Consider the following 16,704-nt stretch of genomic DNA (forward strand, 5'->3'; position numbering starts at 1 on the left):
GACTCCGACCGGCACGCGGACTCCGACCGGCACGCGGACTCCGACCGGCACGCGGACTCCGACCGGCACGCGGACTCCGACCGGCACGCGGACTCCGACCGGCACGCGGACTCCGAACCGCACCTGGACTTGGACCAAAACCCGCACGCGGACTCCGACCGGCACCCGGACTCCGAACCGCACCCGGACCCGGACCATAACCCGCGCGCGGACTCCGACCGGCGCGCGGACTCCGAACCGCACCCGGACCAAGACCCGCACCCGCCCGCCCGGAAACCCGCTGCCACCGCGAACGACGCGGACCGAACCGACACCGTCTCCGCCTCCGACCTCGTCTCCTCCTCCGACCTCGTTTCAACCTCGGGCTCAACCTCGGGCTCAAGCTCCGGTTCCCACCCCCTCTCCCACGCCGCCGAAATCCCGGAGGCGCACCCGCCGACGGTCCTCGGCGACCGCGCGGGCGACGAGACGCCCACCCCCTCTGCCTCGGCCGACCCTGCCGACCCGACCGCCCCCTCCACACCCGCCCCCTTCGCCCCGACCCCCGACACCCGCCCCGCCGACCTCGCCCGCGAAGCACTGCGCGCCGCCCGGCGTGAACGGCAGGCGGAGGCGGAGGCGACGCGGGCGGAGGTACGCCGGTCCCGTGTGGACGCACGAGCGGGCGACGCCGAACCCTCGCGCCTCCCTTCGCCCTCGCCAACGCGCCGACCCGCGCCCGCGCCGTCGCCCGTGCCCTCGCCCGTGGCGGCGGCCCGCGCCGCGACGGCTGCCGCCCGCCCTCGCCGGGCCCCGACCGCCCGCGCGTCCGAAAGCAGGCGCTCGCGCACCGCGGGGGAGTCACGCGCCGACGTCGTGAGCACCCCGTCCTCCCCGGCCGCCCCCCATCGCGACGGCGACCTTCGCCGCACCTTCCCCGCCTTCCCGCCCCGCCGGAGGGAGGACGACGCCCGGTTCGCCACGACCTGGTGGGGCAACGCCTGGATCACGGCGCTGGAGGACGGCGCGCTGGACGCCAAGCGGCTGGCGCGCGGACGCCGTTACGCCGAGCAGGGCCATGTGGCCGCCATCACGGTCGAACCCGGCCTGGTGCTCGCCTACGTACACGGCAGCCGCCCCCGCCCGTACCGCGTCCAGGTGCGGCTGCGGACGCTGGACGACGCGGACTGGGAGCGGTTCCTGGACGCCGCGGCCGACCGGCCGGGGCACATCGCCGCGCTGCTGGACAAGGAGGTGCCCCACTCCCTCGCCGAGGGCGACGTGCCCCTGCTGCCCGGCCCCGGCGACCTGGACCCCCGGTGCAGCTGCCCCGACAGCGGCCACCCCTGCAAGCACGCCGCCGCCCTCTGCTACCAGACCGCGCGGCTGCTCGACGCCGACCCCTTCGTGCTGTTCCTGCTGCGCGGCCGGGGCGAACGCCCGCTGCTCGACGCGCTGTCCCGGCTCAGCGCCGCGCGCGCGGCCCGTGCCGCCCAGGACCGCGCCCCGGCCCAACTGCCCGGCGTACGCGCCACCGAGGCCCTCGCCCCCCGCGAACTCCCGCCGCTGCCGGCCCCGTCGCCCCTGCCCCCGCACCCGGGACAGCCGCCCGTCTACCCGGCGGCGCCGGGCGGCCCGGACCCCTTCGCGCTGGACCAGCTCGCCACCGACGCCGCGGCCCGCGCCCACGCACTGCTGGCCACCGGACGCGACCCGGTCGGCGAACTGACGCTGTGGCAGGACGCCGTACGCCTCGCCGCGGCCCGCCCCGGTTCCGGCCTCACCGCGGGCACCCGCACCCTGTACTCCTCGCTCGCCGCCGCGGCCGGCCGCACCCCGGCCGAGCTGGCACGGGCCGTCGCCGCCTGGCGGCAGGGCGGCCCCGAAGGGCTCGCCGTCCTCGAGGAGCCCTGGGACCCGCCGGCCGGCCGCTTCGACCGCGCCCGCCCGCTGCTGCTCGCCGCCGACCTCCCCGCCTTCCGCCCCTGGCGCAACCGCCTCACCCACCCCTTGGGCCACGTCCAGCTCAGACTCGGCCGCGACGGCCTCTGGTACGCGTACGAGTCCGACCCGGGCCAGGACGACTGGTGGCCCCGCGGCACTCCCGACACCGACCCGGTCGGCGCCCTGACCGGCCTCGGCGCTCCGGGGCCGTGACCACCGCGCGTCGCGGACCCCACCGGTAGGGGCGCGTGCGCGTGGGTACTCGCGGCGGCGTGGCGCTCATCCGCGCCCTCACCGGAGGAAGGACACGGAGGCACGATGACCACGCGCGCACGCACCCCCGACGCGACCCGCTCCGGGACGGCACTGTGGGCGGTCGCCGCGGGACTCGCCGCCGGGGCCGTCGTCGTCATGCGGCGTTCGCAGGCGGGCCCCGCGGACCCCTCGGCCGCGGACCGCTGGCTGACGGTGACGGTCAACCGCGACCCGGTCGACATCCGGCCCGGCACGCTCCCGCCGCCGCTGCGGGAGTACGGCGACCGGATCGAGACACGGATCGGCCCGGCACCCGGCGACCGGGGGACGGAACTGGCGATCCGGCTCAGGGAACCCCGGCAGGGCGCCGCGCACGGCTTGGCCGCACGTCTCGCCGGCCGGGACCCGCGCCAGGACCTGCGCCGAGCCCTGCGCGACGCGAAGTCGCTGCTGGAGACGGGCGAGGTGCTCGAACCCGACGCGCCGCCCACCACCCGCGAAACACCGGGCGGGAAGCTGGTCGGGCTGCTCACCCGACGCGCGGGCGGGGAGGGAGTGCTGTGAAGGCGCTGTGCTGGGAAGGCGTGAACAAACTGGCCGTGGAGGAGGTGCCCGATCCCGTCCTGCGCAACGACCAGGACATGATCGTACGACTCCTCGCGGGCACCACCTGCGGCTCCGACCTGCATCTCATCGGCGGCTACATCCCCTTCATGCGGGCCGGGGACGTCATCGGTCACGAGTTCCTCGGCGAGGTCGTCGAGGTCGGCCCCGAGGTGCGCCGGCACCGGGCGGGCGACCGGGTGGTGGTCTGCTCCTTCGTCGGCTGCGGCCGCTGCTGGTACTGCGCCAACGACCTGTGGTCGCTGTGCGACAACACCAACACCAACCCGGGCATCGGGCAGGCCCTCTACGGCTCCGACACCGGCGGCATCTTCGGCTACTCGCACGCGATGGGCGGACTGCGCGGCAGCCACGCCGAGTACGTGCGCGTGCCCTTCGCGGACTACGGCGCCTTCCCCGTCCCCGAGGGCGTGGACGACACGAGCGCCCTGTTCGTGTCGGACTCCGTGCCGACGGGCTGGATGGGCGCCGACCTGGCGGGCGTGAAGCCGGGTGACGTGGTCGCCGTGTGGGGGTGTGGCGCCGTCGGCCAGATGGCGGCCCGCGCGGCGATCCTGAAGGGCGCCGAACGGGTGATCTCGATCGACCGGATTCCCGAGCGGCTGGCGATGACCGAGCAGTACATCGGCAGCGAGGTCATCGACTACACGGCCACCGACGTCGGCGCCGAGCTGCGTGAGCGCACCGGCGGCCGGGGTCCGGACGTGTGCATCGAGGCGGTCGGGATGGAGGCGCACAGCGACACCCCGGTGCACCTGTACGACCAGGCCAAGCAGCAGCTGCGGCTGCAGACCGACCGCCCCACCGCCGTCCGCGAGGCCGTCCACGCCTGCCGCAAGGCCGGCACGGTCTTCGTCCTCGGCGTCTTCGCCGGCGCCGTCGACAAGTTCCCGCTCGGCGCGGTGGTCAACAAGGGCCTGACCGTGCGGGGCGCCCAGATGCACGGGCAGCGCTACATCCCGATGCTGCTGGAACGTCTGGCCGCCGGGGAGCTGAGCACGGCCCATCTGGCCACCCACGCCGTGCCGCTGGAGGAGGCGCCGCGGGCGTACGACATGTTCAAGAACAAGACGGACGGCTGCGTGCGCGCGGTCATCCGCCCGGGCGGCTGAGGGCCGGGGAGCGGGGAGACGGATGCGGGCGGAACGGCCGGCGCCACAGCCACAGGGCAGGCGGACGCGACCTGGACGGTGCGCGCGGCCGGGACGGTGGTCGCGGCCGGGACGGTGGTCGCGGCCGGGACGGCGGATGAAGGCGCCCGCACCGGGTACCCGGCGGGACATGATCGAGCGGGCAGTGTGGCAAGGACTGGTCGCCGGCGCCGCCGGCGCCGTCGTGATGACCCTCGGCGAGAAGATCGAGCAGGCCGTCACCGGCCGGCCCGACTCCCATGTGCCCGCCCGGGTGCTGCAGCGTCTGACCGGACTGCCCGAACGCCCAGGGGCCCAGCCGCTGCCGGTGAACTGGGCCATGCACCACGGCCAGGCCGCCCTTCTCGGCGTGCTGCGCTCCGCCATGGCCCAGGCCGGGCTGCGCGGACCGCTCGCCTCCGCCCAGTTCGCCGTCGTACGTCTCACCAACGACCAACTGCTGGAGAACGCGACCGGCGTCGGCGCCCCGCCCTCCACCTGGCCCCGCCGCGAACTCGTCGTGGACCTTCTGCACAAGGCCGTCTACGCCTTCGCCACCGGGGTCGTCGCCGACGCCCTCGCCGCCCGCGACGGACCAGGCCCGGGGCAGCGCCACGCAGCCCTGCGCCCGGGCCGCCGCACCGGAGTGGGGCCCCTTCCCCGCAAGGACGCGCACACCCGGTGAACCCGAAGGGAGCCGCCATGCCCGGCACCATCAAGGACCAGACCGTCGAACAGCTGGGCGGCCAGGGCAGCGTCCTGGCCCGCCAGCGCCGCGACCACGCCGAGATCGACCGGCTGATGGACCGCTATCACGCCGCCGACGGCGACGACGAGGAACGCGCACGCATCTTCGGGGAACTCACCCAGCTCGTCTTCAGCCACGCGTTCGCCGAGGAGACCGTGCTGTGGCCGGTGGTGCGGCGCTCGGTCGCCGACGGGGAGGAGCTGACCGCCCGCGTCGAGGAGGAGCACCAGCAGATCAACGACCTCGTCGCCGAGGTCGAGCGCCTCGACCCGGGCGACCCGCAGCGCGAGGAACGGGTGCGCCGGGTCTTCGCGCTGATCCGGGAGGACATCCGCGACGAGGAGGACTTCCTGCTGCCCCGGCTCCAGGAGGCCCTGGACCCCGCCGCCCTGCGCCGCCTCGGCACGGCCTGGGAGACGGTGCGCATGAGCGCCCCCACGCACCCGCACCCCGCCATCCCCCGGCGCCCGCCCGGCAACGCGCTCCTCGGCGTGCCCCTCAGCGTCTACGACCGCATCCGCGACGCCCTCCGCCTGCCCCTTCCCGCGGCCGCGATCCGGAAGGTCCTCGGCGCGCTGAGCGCGGTACTGCTCTCCGTGGCCGCGGCCGCCGTCCTGCGCAAACGGCGCTGAATCCCGGCATGAGCGGCGCACCCGCCGAGCCGCCCCCGGCGCCCGGCGCCCGGTCCGAGCCGCGCAGGTCGACGGCGGTGTGGGCGGTGATCGGCGCGGCGGTGACGGCCGCGGTCGACGAGATCGTCTTCCACCAGATTCTCGGCTGGCACCACTTCTACGACCGCTCCACCCCCGCCGTGGGCCTGCTGTCCGACGGGCTGCTGCACAGCGCCGAACTGCTGGCCCTGGTCGCGGGTTTCTTCCTCCACGCCGATCTGCGCCGCCGCCACGCCCTCGCCCCGGCCCATGCCCGCGCGGGGTTCTTCCTGGGCGCCGGGGGCTTCCAGCTGTTCGACGGGATCGTGGACCACAAACTGCTGCGCCTGCACCAGATCCGCTACGGCGTGGACGTCACGCCCTACGACTGGGCGTGGAACCTCGCCGGCCTCGCGCTGTTCCTGACCGGCGTGACCCTGGCCGTCCGCGCGACCCGCCGCGGCGGAGCGGGAGCGGGTCCTTGACGCTCGCGCACGCGCACCCCGGCCCCGCCGCGGGACCCGGCCTGTGGGAACCGGTCGCCGTGGCGGTCGCGATGGTCACGGTCGCCTGCTGGGCGGCGGGCGCGACCCGGCTGCGGCGGCGGGGAGACCACTGGCCCTGGTGGCGGGACGTCTCCTTCACCGCCGGGTGCACCGGCGCGGCCTGGGCGGTGGCGGGTCCGCTGCCGGGCGGGCCGTTCACCGCGCACATGGTCCAGCACGTGGCCGTCGGCATGGCGGCTCCGCTGCTGCTCGTCGTGGCCCGGCCGCTCACCCTGGCCCTGCGCGCCCTGCCACCCGGTCCGGCGCGCCGGGCGCTGCCCGCCCTGGCACACTCCCGCGTCGCGGGCCCGCTGCTCTTCCCGCCCCTGGCAGCCCTGCTCGACGTCGGCGGGCTGTGGCTGCTGTACCGCACGGACCTGTTCGCGGCCGTGCTGCACGAACCGTGGCTGCACGCCGCCGTGCACGCGCACGTCCTCGCCGCCGGGCTGCTGTTCGCCTTCACCGTCTGCGGGCTCGACCCGGTGCGCCGCCGCTGGGGCCTGCCGCTGCGCGGGGCGACCCTGCTGGCCGCCGGCGCCGCCCACGCCGTCCTCGCCAAGACCCTGTACGCGCAGCCGCCGCCCGGTACCGCCTTCGCCGCCGCGGACCTGCGCGTCGGGGCGCAGGTGATGTACTACGGCGGCGACCTGGCCGAGGCAGCCCTCGGCGCGGTGCTGGCCCTGACCTGGTACCGGGCGGGCGGCCGGGCCCGGCGCCGCCGCAGGCCGGCGACGGAGCGGTCCGGACCGCCAGCCGTGCACGGGCCGGGCAGGCCGACTCTGCGGGGAGCCGGGTAGTCCCTCCCCCATCCCCGGCGCCCGGGTCGCCGGCCCTCGCCGCGCCTCACGCGAACGGGTTCCTCGCGCAGGGATGTCGGGAAACGGCGGTGCCCGGCCGGCGCCGCGGTGCGGCCGGGTGAAGAGTTCAGTGATCACAACGAAAACGCTCATGTCCGCGACGTTAGCGCGGTCGCCGGGGTGGCGGTTGACGAATCGCGCACGGTTACCGGCCGGATCGGAAACGCGTTATCAGAGGTTTCGATTGATGTAGAGAACCGGCCTGCCGGCGTGTTCACATATCGAAGGACCAGCGGAGGAGCCGCATACCGGAGTCCCAATCATTCGGGGGGTTCGATGCAGCATGTCGATATGCCACGTTTCCGCCAGGAAACCCTCCTTGGGAGGGCGGCCTGCGAGCCGCAAAGCCGTTTGCACATCGTCCGGACCCACGACGAGGAAATGGAAGGGACCACATCCTCTCGGCAGTTCGGCCGGGTGCGGGTTTCCATTGTCGAGGGCGGGCCGTACGAACTGATCGGGAATGGCCGGATGATCGGGAACGGCGCCGAGCCGTTCGTCGGGGTGTGCCGGCCGCTCGTCGGTGAAGTGCAGGTGTTCCAGGACGGCCGGTGGTCGGTGGCCTCCGGATCGCGCATTGTCTGCTACGACAGCTCCCGTCCCTACCGGGTCCTCATGCCGGAGCCGTTCCGCATCGTGACGCTCCGGCTGCCGCACCAGCTGATCGGCCTCACCGCCAAGGAGGCCGAACTGCTCACCGCCAGGGCGTGGTACGGCTCCCAGGGCCTGGGGGCCCTGATGTCGGACCTGCTCGTCGGACTGGAGCGGTACGGCGAGGAGATCGAGACCGCGATCGACCTCCTGGGCGGCAGCGTGGCGGGTCTGGCCGCGGCCCTCTTCGCGGAGCGAATACGCGCGGTCGCCGCCGAACAGGGCGTCGACAGAAATGCCTTGATGCTCACCATTCAGGGCCATATTCGAGCGCGGCTCGCCGATCCGGATCTCAGTCCGCTGACCGTGGCGCGGCATCACAATGTGTCGCTGCGCTATCTCCAGAAACTGTTCCACGAGCGCGGTACCAGCCCGGCCCGGTGGATCAGAAGCGAAAGGCTGGCCCGATGTCGGTCCGAACTGGACGACCCGGGGCTCGACCATCTCTCCATCGCGTTGATCGGGGAGCGGTCGGGATTCTACGAGGCCTCCCATTTCAGCCGCCTGTTCCGGGAGGAGTACGGCATCAGCCCTCGAGAATATCGCAAGAACAAAAGGTCGGTCGCGTTCGCCGGCTGAATCATCGAGCGAAAGGTGATGCGTTGTCCAGTTTCGAATTCCCTGGTGAGTACTACGAGATCATACGGCGGAGTTTTCGCGATCTCGCCGCCGAAACCGATTTCCTCGCGTCGTACGTGCCGGACGGCGGCCGGGTGCTCGACCTCGGCTGCGGAACCGGTACCACTCTGCGCGAGCTCGGCGCCCGCGGATTCTCCTGCGTGGGCGTGGACCAGAGCGCCCGCTTCATCGACTACGCCCGGCGAGCGGGCGGCGAGGGCGTCGCGTACGTCCACGAACGCGCCGAGCGGTTCACCTCCGAGGAGGGGTTCCACCTCGTCTACAGCCTGTTCATGACGCTGAACCAGCTGCCGCGGACCGAGCTGCGCCAGGTCCTGCGCAAAACGGCGGAGCAACTGCTGCCGGGCGGCCATGTCGTCCTGGAGTTCGGGCACCTGCTCAACTTCGTGGAGAGCTACCAGCAGCACACGGTGGCCCATCACCGCGGCGACGGCGTGCTCATCACCCGGCTCGCCCGCCAGTCGGTCAACCCGCACGCGGCGACCTGGCGCAACGAGGAGACGCTGCTGGTGCGCGACGCCGACGGGCAGGTGTCGCTGTACGACAACTTCTTCGACCAGGCCGTCCTGACCGGACCGGAGGTCCGTGAACTGCTGGCGGACGCCGGGCTCGCGGTGACGGCCGAGTACGGCGGGTTCCGCAAGGAGCCGGCGCCCGGCCACGGGCGGGGCCCGCTGGTGATCGTGGCCTCCCGCGCGGGAGAGGGGTCGGCATGACGGGCACGGATCTTTCCCGGCTGGACGGCGGCCCGGCGGCCGAGCCCGACGTCCGGGACCTCGGCGAGGCCCTGGTGCGGGCGGCGACGGCGCCCGGACCCGACGGGGGGCTGCTCCTGATCGGGCCGGACGGCTCCGAGCGTGCGCTGACGTACCGGCAGCTGCTGGACGAGGCCTCGCGCCTGCTCCGCGGCATCCGCGCCGCCGGGGTCGCGCCGGGCGAGACGGTGATCCTGCAGACGGCCGACGACCGGGAGCTGCTGGCGGCGTTCTGGGGCTGCGTGCTGGGCGGTTTCGTCCCGATGCCCGTCAGCGCGGGGGCGACCGCGGACCAGCGCGCGGCGGCGCCCGAACTGCTGCGCCGGGTCTGGAACGGCCACGGCAAGCCGAAGGTGATCACCGGGACGGGGCAGCGGATCGTGCCCGAGGTCACGGCCGACCCGCTGTGGGCGTCCGCGTGGCTCGGCGACGTCGGCGGCCTGCTGTCCCACCCGCCCGACACCGCCCGGCACCGGGCCTCCCCCGACGACACCGCGGTGCTGCTGCTCACCTCCGGCAGCACCGGCGTGCCCAAGGCCGTGGTGCTCAGCCACCGCAACGTGCTCAGCCGCACCGCGGCCACGGTCCGGTCGAACCGGCTCGACGGCACGACGCGCAGCTTCAACTGGATGCCGCTGGACCACGTGGGCGGGCTGGTCATGTTCCACGCGCGGGACGTGTATCTGGGCTGCCACCAGGTCCACGCCCGGCTCGAGTGGGTCCTCCAGGACCCGCTGCGGTGGCTCGACGCCATGGACCGGCACCGGGTGGACACCACCTGGGCCCCCAACTTCGCCTTCGGCCTCATCAACGACCAGGCCGGCCGGCTCCACGGGCGGTCCTTCGACCTCGGCCGCCTGCGCTACATCATGAACGGCGGGGAGGCGGTCCGCAGCGGCGTGGTCCGCCGCTTCCTGGAGCTGCTGTCCCCGTTCGGCCTGCCGAGGGACGCGATGCACCCGGGCTGGGGCATGTCGGAGACGTCCTCCGGCGTGGCCGACTGCGAGTTCTGGTCGGTCGGCGCGAAGGACGACCGGCACGTGCCCGTGGGGCGGCCGCAGCCGGGGACGTCCGTGCGCGTGGTCGACGAGCGCGACACCCCCGTACCCGTCGGCGTCACCGGTCACCTCCAGGTCACGGGCGCCTGCGTGACCGCAGGCTACTACCGCAACAGCGAACAGAACCGGCGGTCCTTCACGGCCGACGGCTGGTTCCGCACCGGTGATCTGGCGTACGTCGAGAACGGCGTGCTGACGGTCACCGGACGGGCCGACGACGCGATCCGGCTGGGCGAGGTCACCTACCACGGCCATGAGATCGAGGCCCGGGTGGAGGAACTGGACTTCGTGACGCCGTCGTACACCGTGGCGTCCCTCGTGACGGGGGCGGACGGGCGGGGCGAGGAGCTGGCGGTCTTCTTCCACCCGCGCGGCGGGACCGAGGTGTCCGAGGCCTGCCGCCGGGTCCGCGACCGGGTGGCCGAAACGCTCGGGATCGCGGTCGGCCATGTGGTCCCGGTCCCCAAGGAGGACATCCCGAAGACCGGCATCGGCAAACTGCGCCGGGCCCAGCTGCGGGAGCGGTTCGAGGCGTCACGCACGGCGGCCTGAACCGACCCCCTCACTACTCATCCGCGAATCAGTGGTTGCACGGACGCTGTCCTAACCCCTAAAGTCTGGATCGCCAGTTACTCATGGGGGTTCAGTCACGTGCACCGGACCGCGCTGCGCCATGTACGGACGTACCAGATCGCGTGCGCGATCACGCGACGGCCACGGCGCGGTCGTCCCTAGCGTGAGGGCGCGTGGAGCGAGGGCGGAGGGCATCGGCCGCCCCGCACCGGACCGGCGGACGCCGGCGCACCCGACATCCGAACGACGAGAACACCGGCACGCATGAGGAGCCTTCCATGACGATCACCGAGACCCCCACCCCCGCCCCCGAGACCTTCACCCCGGAGACGATCCTGGCGCGTGCCCGCGCGGCAGCCCCCCTGCTGCGCGCGCGCTCCGAGGAGATCGCCCGCAACCGGCACCTGCCCCAGGACGCGGTGCAGCTGCTGCGCGACACCGGCGTCTTCCGCATCGGCATGCCGCGCGCCTGGAACGGCCCCGAACTCACCTTCGCCCAGCAGACCGAGGTCATCGAGGCGCTCTCCTACGGCGACGCCGCGGCCGGCTGGTGCGCCATGATCGGCATGGACACCTGGATCTACGCGGGATACCTCGACGAGGCGGTCGTCGAGGAGATGCTCGCCGACCCCGACGCCATCACCGCCGGCCTGATCTTCCCGGTCGGCCGCGCCGACCGCGTGCCGGGCGGCTACCGCGTCACCGGCCGCTGGCCGTTCGGCAGCGGCGTCACCCACGCCGACTGGGTCGTCGGCGGCTGCGTCGTCCACAGCGACGGCGAGCCCGAGCCCGGCGCGGACGGCGCCCCCGTCAACTGGCGGCTGATGCTCGTCCGCCGCGAGGACGTCGAGATCGTGGACACCTGGCACACCACGGGTCTCGCCGGCAGCGGCAGCATGGACTACCGGATGACCGACCTGTTCGTCCCCGAGGAGCGGTCGTTCGACTTCACCGCCCCGCGCGGCGTCGGCCCGTTCGCCGCCCCCGACGCCTTCCTCGGCAACGTGTCCGGCGTGCCCCTCGGCGTCGCCCGCGCCGCCCTCGACCACGTGCGGGAGCTGGCGGCCGAGCGGACCGAGAAGGCCACGGGCACGCCGTGGGCGGAGACCTACCGGGTGCAGACGGCCATCGGGGAGTGCGAGATGGAGCTGGCCGCCGCCCGCTACGCCGTCTACGGCACGCTCGAGGACCTGTGGGAGCGGCTGGAGTCCGGCACCGCGCCGACCCCGGACCAGCAGGTCTCCTCCGCGCTCGCGCGCGTCAACTCCTTCCGCACCGCGCGCAGGATCGTCACCCGCCTGTGCGACCTGGTCGGCACGGCGTCCATCTACCGCGGCTCACCGCTGGACCGCTGGATGCGCGACCTGCAGACCATGTGCCAGCACATCCTCGCCCAGGAGCAGATCGTGCAGTCCGCGGGCGCCCACCTGCTCGGCGGGACTCCCTACGCGCCCTTCCCCCTGGGACTCAAGGGCTAGCCCCGGCGTCGCGCCGAACCACCCGACCCCACTCAAGGAATCAGGACAGTTCATGGCAGCTTCCGGAGAAGTGCAAGTCGAACCGACGGTCCCGGACCGGAAGGAGGGCCAGGAGGCCACCGCATCCTGGGGATTCCGCCAGTGGGGCCTGCTGGTGAGCGTCTGCGCGGCGTTCTTCCTCGACGCGCTCGACAACATCATGGTCGGCATCGCCGTCCCGCCGATCCAGGCGGAACTCGGGATGTCCACGGCGTCGGTGCAGTGGGTGGTCAGTTCGTACGTCCTCGGATTCGGCGGCTTCCTGCTGCTCGGCGGACGCATGGCGGACCTCCTGGGCCGGCGGCGGATCTTCCTGATCGGCGTGGCCGTCTTCGCCCTGGGGTCGCTGATCGGCGGGGTGACCGACGAGGGCATCGTGGTGATCGCCGCGCGGTTCGTGATGGGCGTCGGCGCGGCGTTCACCGCGCCGGCGAGCCTCTCGATCATCGTCACCAGCTTCCCCGAGGGCTCCCAGCGCAACCGGGCCCTCGGCATCTACACGGCGTGCGGCGCCGTCGGCTACTCCACCGGCGTCATCGTCGGCGGCGCGCTCACCGAGATCAGCTGGCGCTGGACCTTCCTGCTCCCGGTCGCCGTGGCCGCCCTCGCGTTCGCCGGCGCCGTGGTGCTGGTGCCGCGGGACGTCCGCGCGCAGCGGGGCGAGGGCGGCTTCGACGTCGCCGGCGCCGTCACCATCACCGCCGCGATGCTGCTGCTCGTCTACGGCATCGTCGAGGCGCCGAACGCGGGCTGGCTCGCGGCGCGCACGCTGCTGGTCCTCGCCGCGGCCGCGGTGCTCCTGCTGGCCTTCGTCGTCATCGAGCGGCGGGCGGCGCAGCCCCTGCTCCGCCTGGGCCTGCTGCGCAACCGGGCGCTGGTGGGCGCGAGCCTGGTCGCCGCCGCGATCCTCGGCACGTACATGAGCTTCCAGTTCATCGGGGGCCTGTACCTCCAGTCGCTGCGCGGCTGGTCGCCGATGGAGATGGCGCTGGCCTTCCTGCCCATCGGCCTGCTCATCGCCACCATCGCGCCGCGGGCCGGCAAGCTCATCGGCAGGTTCGGCGTCCAGTGGATGATCTTCATGGGCTTCGTCGCCTACACCGCCTCGTACCTGCTGTTCCTGCGGATCGACGAGACGTCCTCCTACCTGTGGGTGATCCTGCCGAGCATCCTGCTCATCGGCGTGGCGTTCCCGTTCTCCTTCCCCGCCGCCAACGTGCAGGCCACCACCGGCGTGGACGACGGCGAACAGGGCGTGGCGGCCGGTGTGCTGCAGACCGGCTACCAGGTCGGCGCGGCGGTCGTGCTCGCCCTGGTGACCGCCGTGATGGCGGCGGACCACACCGGCGGCGGCGAGGCGGCCACCTCGCTGTCCGGCTACCACGACGGCCTGTGGGTCATCACCGGCCTGTCCGCGGTGACCGTGGTGCTCACCCTGGTGGCGGCGCTGCGCGCCTCGTCCCGCCGCAAGGCGGCCGTCGGGTAGCGGCCGCCGGCCCTCGGCACCGGGGCCCCGTCCCACTCCAGGCGCAGGAGTGGGACGGGGCCCCGGCTTTTCTGCGCCCGGTCACCGGCCGGATACCGGACCGCCGGCGGATTCCGGACCGTCGGCCGAAATTCCGGATCCGAATGGACCGAAGCACATTCCGGCCAGCGCCGGTGCGCGCCACAACAAATTGCGGGTGAAAGCAATCTGTAGAGTCGGCGATATCGGCCCGCCTCGGAGAGGATTCATGATGGGCGAGATATCCGCAACACATCCGGAAACAACGGCAGTGAAAAAGGACCTGCGTTCCGCCATGCGTCATTTCGCCACCGGAGTGTGCGTGGTGAGCACCTTCACCGATACGCCGTCCGGGCGGCGGCACAGCGCACTCACCGTCAACTCCCTGACCTCCCTCTCGCTGGAACCGCCCCTGGTGTCGCTGAGCATCCGCCGCGGGTCCGGGTTCCTCGACGACCTGATGGCGTCCCGGCTCTGGGCGGTCTCCGTACTCGACGCCGGCTCGGCCGACCTGGCCAGGATCTTCGCCCGGCCCGAAGCCGAGCGCAGGCGGGCGCTCGACAGCCTCCCGGCCGAACCGGGCCCGCACACCGGCGCGCTGCTGCTCGACTCGGTGGCCTGGCTGGAGTGCCGCTACTGGAACCACGTCCCGGCCGGCGACCACGAGCTCGTCATCGGAGAAGTCGTCGGCCTCGGCATCCGGGACTCCCTTTCGCCGCTCATATTCCTGCACGGCGGATTCCATCGACTCGTCGCCCCGACGACCGGCAACAGGTGACCCATGGCTGGAATATCCATTGGCGTGATAGGCGGCGGAGCGTCCGCGGTATGTCTGATCGACGCGCTCGCCCAGGCGAAAGGCGAGCCGGGCAGCATTACGGTTTTCGAGCCGTCGCCCCATTTGTGGCGGGGCCGCGCCTATCAAGTGGACAGTGAGTGCGTCAAGGTCAACGCGACCCCCGACGACATGTCGGTGCGCGCCGGCGACCCCGGCCACTTCGAGCGCTGGCTCGACGGCCGTACGCGCCTCGTCGGGGACGGCCCCGCCGCCGATCCCTTCTCCGGAGTGCGGTTCGCCCCACGGACCGTCTACGGCGAGTACCTGGAGCAGACGGCCTACGCGGCGCTCGCCGAACTGCGGCGGCAGGGCTGGCGGGTGGACCTCGTCGGCGCCGCCGTCACCACGGCGCGGCGGATCTCCGGCCGGGTGCTGCTGGGCACCGAGCACGGCGCCACCGACACCTTCGACTACGCCGTGCTCTGCGTGGGCGGCGACAGCCCCAAGGACGTCTACGGGCTGCGTGGCGCACCGGGCTTCGTCCCGGACCCGTACCCCGTCACGCAGAAGCTGCGGCCGGTGGGCCCGGACGAATCCGTTGCCGTCATCGGCAGCGGGCTGACGGCCGTCGACATCGTTCTCTCCCTCGTCGCCCAGGGGCACCAGGGGCCGATCAGCCTGCTGTCCCGGCGCGGCGCGCTGCCCGGCGTTCGGCAGCGTCCGCTGCCCTTCCAGCCGCGCCATCTCACGCAGGAGCGGATGAGGGAACTCGGCCGCGGGCGCCGTGAGATGTCCCTGCGCGAGCTGACGGACCTCGTCGGGCGGGAGGTCCGGGAGGCCGGCGCCGACCTCGACGCGCTGTACGAGGAGATCACCGGCCTCGACAGGGAGGCCCCGGTGGACCGGCTGCGGCGCCAGTTCGCCGCCGTGGACGCACCGGACCGAGGGCTGCGCATCCTCCAGCACGCCGTCCCCGACATCGGCCCCGACGTCTGGCCGCTGCTGCGGGAGAAGGACCGGGCCGAGATCCTGCGCTCCCACTACCGCACCATCATGAGCCTGTGCTGCCCCATGCCGCCGGGCAGCGCGGCCCAGCTGCTCGACCTCGTCGACGCGGGCCGGCTGGAGATCCGCGCGGGCCTCGGCGGGGTCGCCGGGCGCCCGGGCGGCGGATTCGACGCCGTCCTGTCGGACGGGTCGGTCGTCCACGCACGGACCGTGGTCAACGCCGTCAGCGCCTCCGAGAGCCGGATTCCCACGCGCGCCCTGCCCCTGGTGAACGCCCTCGTCGACAGTCGTGCCGCGAGCCCCCACCCGCACGGCGGGCTGCGCCTGGAGCGGGCCACGAGCCGGCTCGTCAGCGCCGGCCTGCCCGACCCGCGCCTGTACGGGCTCGGCACCATCGGCGCCGGAGCGCTGTTCTTCACCTTCGGCGTCCCGTCCCTGGTCGACCGGAGCGTGGACATCGTCGCCGCCATCCTGCGGCACGCCGCGACCGAGAACACCGCCCCTGCGCGGGACGCACTGCTCCCCGCCTAGCCCGGGCGGCACACCCGAAGACCCAGCGGAGCCACCACCGAGAAACGGAGCCCTCATGACCACGATCAGCGACACGATCCCTCCGGCCGCGGACCGCGACACCACGGCCGCCGCCCCCCGCGCCGAGTTCCTCGCGGACACGGCGACCGGCCTGCCGATCCCCGGCGAGCCCGAGTTCGACACGATGGAGGAGGCCCGGCGCCACCGCAAGCAGCGCCTCGCCGCCGCCCTGCGCCTGTTCGGCAAGTACGGATTCGGCGAAGGCATCTCCGGACACATCTCCGTCCGCGACCCCGAGCACCACGACCGGTTCTGGGTCAACCCGTTCGGCGTGTCGTTCAAGCACGTACGGGTGGCCGACCTGATCTGCGTGGACTCCGCCGGACGGGTCGTCCACGGAAGACACCGCGTCAACCCCAGCGCCTTCGTCATCCACTCCCAGATCCACGAACTCCACCCCGGCGCGACCGCCGCCGCCCACGGCCACACCGCGCACTCCCGCGCACTCGGGGCGCTCGGCCGGCTGCTGGAACCCATCGACCAGGAGTCGGCGGCGTTCTACGGCCGGCAGGTCCTGTACGGGGAGTACGAAGGCCCCTCCGTCTCCCTCGAACAGGGCCGGGACATCGCGCAGAAGCTCGGGGACAACCGGGCCGTCCTGCTGCGCCACCACGGGCTGATCACGGTGGGCGGCTCGCTGGACGAGGCCGTGCACTGGTTCTTCACCTACGACAGCTGCGCCCAGGTCCAGCTGCTCGCCCAGGCGGCCGGCACTCCCGAGCGGCTGACGCACGAACAGGCGCTGGCCGCCGGCCGGGGCTTCGGGGACGAGCAGCTCGGCTGGTTCAGCTTCCAGCTGCTGTGGGACGAGATCGTCGCCGAGCAGCCCGACCTGCTCGACGAGTGAGACCGATGAGACGAGTGGGGACAAGGGCGACCTGTGAGGCATGGGCGCCCC

15 protein-coding genes are annotated in these 16,704 nt (G+C 73.3%); all 15 read left to right on the forward strand.

The genetic code is table 11. From position 1 onward, the window contains the following. Positions 1-129 precede the first annotated feature (129 nt). The 15 genes from ABZY13_RS07020 to ABZY13_RS07090 all read left to right on the forward strand — a co-directional run bounded on the left by ABZY13_RS07020 (position 130) and on the right by ABZY13_RS07090 (position 16,653). Positions 130-2,136 carry an SWIM zinc finger family protein gene (locus ABZY13_RS07020; RefSeq protein ID WP_356627961.1) on the forward strand — a complete coding sequence of 669 codons (2,007 nt, stop codon included), beginning with the start codon at positions 130-132 and terminating at the stop codon, positions 2,134-2,136. A gap of 105 nt (positions 2,137-2,241) precedes the next feature. Next, positions 2,242-2,742, forward strand: a complete 501-nt coding sequence (locus ABZY13_RS07025; RefSeq protein WP_356627842.1) for a hypothetical protein — start codon at positions 2,242-2,244, stop codon at positions 2,740-2,742. Further along, the gene (locus tag ABZY13_RS07030; protein WP_356627843.1) at positions 2,739-3,914 is read left to right on the forward strand and encodes a zinc-dependent alcohol dehydrogenase; all 1,176 of its coding nucleotides are present in this window, start codon (positions 2,739-2,741) and stop codon (positions 3,912-3,914) included. Before ABZY13_RS07025 ends, ABZY13_RS07030 begins: the two co-directional genes overlap by 4 nt. Before the next feature lie 169 nt (positions 3,915-4,083). Further along, entirely contained in the window at positions 4,084-4,617 is a 534-nt protein-coding gene (locus ABZY13_RS07035; RefSeq protein ID WP_356627844.1) for a hypothetical protein, read from the forward strand. A 17-nt stretch (positions 4,618-4,634) separates the two neighbouring features. Continuing rightward, entirely contained in the window at positions 4,635-5,312 is a 678-nt protein-coding gene (locus tag ABZY13_RS07040; protein WP_356627845.1) for a hemerythrin domain-containing protein, read from the forward strand. An 8-nt stretch (positions 5,313-5,320) separates the two neighbouring features. Further along, positions 5,321-5,815, forward strand: coding sequence for a DUF2243 domain-containing protein (locus tag ABZY13_RS07045; RefSeq protein ID WP_356627846.1), 495 nt, complete (start codon positions 5,321-5,323; stop codon positions 5,813-5,815). Then, a complete protein-coding gene (locus ABZY13_RS07050; RefSeq protein ID WP_356627847.1) occupies positions 5,812-6,672 on the forward strand; it encodes a cytochrome c oxidase assembly protein in 861 nt (286 codons plus the stop codon). The genes ABZY13_RS07045 and ABZY13_RS07050 overlap by 4 nt, the downstream gene beginning before the upstream one ends. Before the next feature lie 336 nt (positions 6,673-7,008). After that, positions 7,009-7,962, forward strand: a complete 954-nt coding sequence (locus ABZY13_RS07055) for a helix-turn-helix domain-containing protein (RefSeq protein ID WP_356627848.1) — start codon at positions 7,009-7,011, stop codon at positions 7,960-7,962. Positions 7,963-7,985: 23 nt separating this feature from the next. Then, a complete protein-coding gene (locus ABZY13_RS07060; RefSeq protein WP_356627849.1) occupies positions 7,986-8,738 on the forward strand; it encodes a class I SAM-dependent methyltransferase in 753 nt (250 codons plus the stop codon). Next, a complete protein-coding gene (locus tag ABZY13_RS07065) occupies positions 8,735-10,387 on the forward strand; it encodes an AMP-binding protein (RefSeq protein WP_356627850.1) in 1,653 nt (550 codons plus the stop codon). The genes ABZY13_RS07060 and ABZY13_RS07065 overlap by 4 nt, the downstream gene beginning before the upstream one ends. A gap of 299 nt (positions 10,388-10,686) precedes the next feature. Beyond that, positions 10,687-11,886, forward strand: coding sequence for an acyl-CoA dehydrogenase family protein (locus tag ABZY13_RS07070; RefSeq protein WP_356627851.1), 1,200 nt, complete (start codon positions 10,687-10,689; stop codon positions 11,884-11,886). Between the two features lie 52 nt (positions 11,887-11,938). Beyond that, a complete protein-coding gene (locus ABZY13_RS07075) occupies positions 11,939-13,411 on the forward strand; it encodes an MFS transporter (protein WP_356627852.1) in 1,473 nt (490 codons plus the stop codon). A 313-nt stretch (positions 13,412-13,724) separates the two neighbouring features. After that, a complete protein-coding gene (locus ABZY13_RS07080) occupies positions 13,725-14,207 on the forward strand; it encodes a flavin reductase family protein (protein WP_356627853.1) in 483 nt (160 codons plus the stop codon). A 3-nt stretch (positions 14,208-14,210) separates the two neighbouring features. Beyond that, positions 14,211-15,746 carry an FAD/NAD(P)-binding protein gene (locus ABZY13_RS07085; RefSeq protein WP_356627854.1) on the forward strand — a complete coding sequence of 512 codons (1,536 nt, stop codon included), beginning with the start codon at positions 14,211-14,213 and terminating at the stop codon, positions 15,744-15,746. A gap of 55 nt (positions 15,747-15,801) precedes the next feature. Further along, positions 15,802-16,653 (forward strand): class II aldolase/adducin family protein, encoded by an 852-nt coding sequence (locus ABZY13_RS07090; RefSeq protein WP_356627855.1) that lies wholly within the window; start codon positions 15,802-15,804, stop codon positions 16,651-16,653. Positions 16,654-16,704 lie beyond the last annotated feature (51 nt).

This window comes from Streptomyces sp. NPDC006610 (genome assembly GCF_040611575.1).
Lineage (GTDB): Bacteria > Actinomycetota > Actinomycetes > Streptomycetales > Streptomycetaceae > Streptomyces.

Coding starts and splice junctions, on each gene's coding strand:
- ABZY13_RS07025 (WP_356627842.1), top strand. CDS start 2,242: ATGACCACGCGCGCACGCACCCCCGACGCGACCCGCTCCGGGACGGCA.
- ABZY13_RS07035 (WP_356627844.1), top strand. CDS start 4,084: ATGATCGAGCGGGCAGTGTGGCAAGGACTGGTCGCCGGCGCCGCCGGC.
- ABZY13_RS07040 (WP_356627845.1), top strand. CDS start 4,635: ATGCCCGGCACCATCAAGGACCAGACCGTCGAACAGCTGGGCGGCCAG.
- ABZY13_RS07045 (WP_356627846.1), top strand. CDS start 5,321: ATGAGCGGCGCACCCGCCGAGCCGCCCCCGGCGCCCGGCGCCCGGTCC.
- ABZY13_RS07055 (WP_356627848.1), top strand. CDS start 7,009: ATGCAGCATGTCGATATGCCACGTTTCCGCCAGGAAACCCTCCTTGGG.
- ABZY13_RS07065 (WP_356627850.1), top strand. CDS start 8,735: ATGACGGGCACGGATCTTTCCCGGCTGGACGGCGGCCCGGCGGCCGAG.
- ABZY13_RS07070 (WP_356627851.1), top strand. CDS start 10,687: ATGACGATCACCGAGACCCCCACCCCCGCCCCCGAGACCTTCACCCCG.
- ABZY13_RS07075 (WP_356627852.1), top strand. CDS start 11,939: ATGGCAGCTTCCGGAGAAGTGCAAGTCGAACCGACGGTCCCGGACCGG.
- ABZY13_RS07080 (WP_356627853.1), top strand. CDS start 13,725: ATGCGTCATTTCGCCACCGGAGTGTGCGTGGTGAGCACCTTCACCGAT.
- ABZY13_RS07085 (WP_356627854.1), top strand. CDS start 14,211: ATGGCTGGAATATCCATTGGCGTGATAGGCGGCGGAGCGTCCGCGGTA.
- ABZY13_RS07090 (WP_356627855.1), top strand. CDS start 15,802: ATGACCACGATCAGCGACACGATCCCTCCGGCCGCGGACCGCGACACC.